Below are 2,282 nucleotides of genomic sequence, written 5' to 3' on the forward strand. Positions count from 1 at the left end.
CGCCTCGAACCTCGTGCCAACCGCGTCGCGCACAAGCGCTTGCGGACGCAACGTCGAGAAGCCTCTTTCGTTAGACGCCATAAGCTTGGCGACTTTCCTTTGCTTATTTCCGGACATCCCTGTCCGGGGATTCTTGAGCTTAGATATTATCAATTATTAATGAAAAAGCATTTGACAATACTAATCAATATGATAAGCATAAATTAGTGATAAGATCTTTTAAGGATAGAGAAACTCAGGAAATTTGGGAAGGTCATTTTTCAAAGAAATATCCACCTGGTATTCAGAAGAAAGCGCAAATGAAGCTCGGTATGATCAACAACGTTTTAGATATAGTGGAACTCCGAGTTCCACCCGGAAATCGACTTCACAAATTATCTGGAGACAGAGAAGGGCAGTATTCTATTTCGATTAATTCACAATGGCGAATATGCTTTAACTTTGAAAGTAATCATGCATTCAACGTCGAAATAACCGACTATCATTAGGAGAAAGAAATGGTAAGTAAAAAGCTATTAAATGTTCATCCAGGTGAGATTTTACAGGAAGAATTCTTAGAGCCTATGGGAATTTCGGGTTATAGATTATCTAAAGAAACAGGGATTCCTGAGTCGAAGATTTCAGATATTATTCATGGGAAAAGAAACATAACTGCTAATATCTCAATAAAATTTGGAAAGTTTTTTGATTTAAATCCTCATTTCTGGATTGGTCTTCAGAACGATTATGATATTCGCGAAGAACAGCATAAATTAGCAAAAATTCTTAAGAGTATGAAATCGTATAAGGATTTTTATAAAGATCAAGATGGTAAAAAAGTGACGCCATCCCTGGCTTGATCTCTTTGTTTCCTCGCCAGCTTACGGGCGTCTAACTACGGCTTCTCACTTCGTTCGCGACTCACGGTTCCCGCTCGCGCTCACTTCGGGCTAAAGCCACATTGCTTTGTCACTTCGGTTCGCGAGACGGCGCTAAGGCGCCTCGAACCTCGTGCCAACTCCGTCGCGCACAAGCGCTCGGAGACGCAACGTCGAGAAGCCTCTTTCGTTATGCGCCATTAATTAAATATAATGAAAATCGTAAATTTTAACATTTCTGCTGAATTGAGAAGAAAGCAGAAAGAACTTTTCGCTTCAATTAATAAGAAGAAAAAAATCTATTTGGACATGAATTATTGGATAGAATTTCTAAAATATCTAAATAATTATAATGCTCGGCCATATACTAAAGAGTTGTATGAACTACTATTGAAATTATTGAATGAGGATAAAATATTGATTCCGATAAGCGACATTCATTTGTTGGAATCCTATAAAAGTAAGGATCGTTATAAGTATGAATCAATTTTGCAATTAATGGAGCTCTTCTCAAAAAATGTTTGCTTTGTCGGTACACAAAGGCGGTGGGAAATTGAGTTAATTTTTTGTCTTCGAGTAGTTTTGGGAATACGAAATGCAAATGAACTTTTGCAAAATGAATTATGGACAAAGCCAATTTTTTTAAAGGAGGTAATGATCCCTTCTTTAGATAATATTCCATTTAAATCGATGAATGAAAAAATCGAGGCTCAAAAGTCCTATATTAACTTTGTATGGAATAAAAACTTAAGTGATATCTTTACATCAATTAATGAGGAATGGATGTCCGAGCTCGATCCATCCGATTATGAAGAACATGTTACTCAACTTCTGATTAAGGGGAGAGAAGACAATAAAAACGATTTCAGAGATTTTACTGAATTATTGGAAAAAGAATTGTATGGCGTTTTAGAATTAGCCAATCCTGATATTGAGAATTTATTAACTGAATATTTTAAAGGATATAGTGTAGGAACTTCGGTAATCGGTGATCGATTTTTCGCTTTGGAAAAAAGTGAACGTTCAATAAGATTGATTTACTTAATTGTTCAATGTATTGTTTCTTCAAAACAATACGATGTGTTGCCTGCTTTGTCGATTGGCTCATGTTTGCATTCTATTAAGAGGTGGAAAAAAGAATCTCATTATAAAAACTCAGATACGTTTGACATTATGCATGCGAAAATTGCATTACCATATTGCGATTATTTCTTTACTGAGCGAAATCTAAAGGGCTTAATTCAAGAAAGTTATTTAGGGTTAGATGAAATTTTTAATTGTTCTGTTATTCATAATATTGAAGAAGCACTAACAAGTCTTTCTGCTCTAAATTAACGGCGCATAACTTCGGCTTCTCACTTCGTTCGCGACTCACGGTTCCCGCTCGCGCTCACTTCGGGCTAAAGCCACATTGCTTTGTCACTT

The 2,282-nt window shown here is 36.4% G+C and carries 3 protein-coding genes; all 3 read left to right on the forward strand.

Annotated elements, in window-relative coordinates:
* Nucleotides 1-206: 206 nt before the first annotated feature.
* Nucleotides 207-488, forward strand: coding sequence for a type II toxin-antitoxin system RelE/ParE family toxin (locus tag JWG44_RS00020; RefSeq protein ID WP_205272917.1), 282 nt, complete (start codon nt 207-209; stop codon nt 486-488).
* Nucleotides 489-497: 9 nt separating this feature from the next.
* Nucleotides 498-839 (forward strand): HigA family addiction module antitoxin, encoded by a 342-nt coding sequence (locus tag JWG44_RS00025; RefSeq protein ID WP_205272918.1) that lies wholly within the window; start codon nt 498-500, stop codon nt 837-839.
* A gap of 231 nt (nt 840-1,070) precedes the next feature.
* Nucleotides 1,071-2,192, forward strand: coding sequence for a hypothetical protein (locus tag JWG44_RS00030; protein ID WP_205272919.1), 1,122 nt, complete (start codon nt 1,071-1,073; stop codon nt 2,190-2,192).
* Nucleotides 2,193-2,282: the final 90 nt, after the last annotated feature.

This window comes from Leptospira ainazelensis, assembly GCF_016918785.1.
Lineage (GTDB): Bacteria > Spirochaetota > Leptospiria > Leptospirales > Leptospiraceae > Leptospira > Leptospira ainazelensis.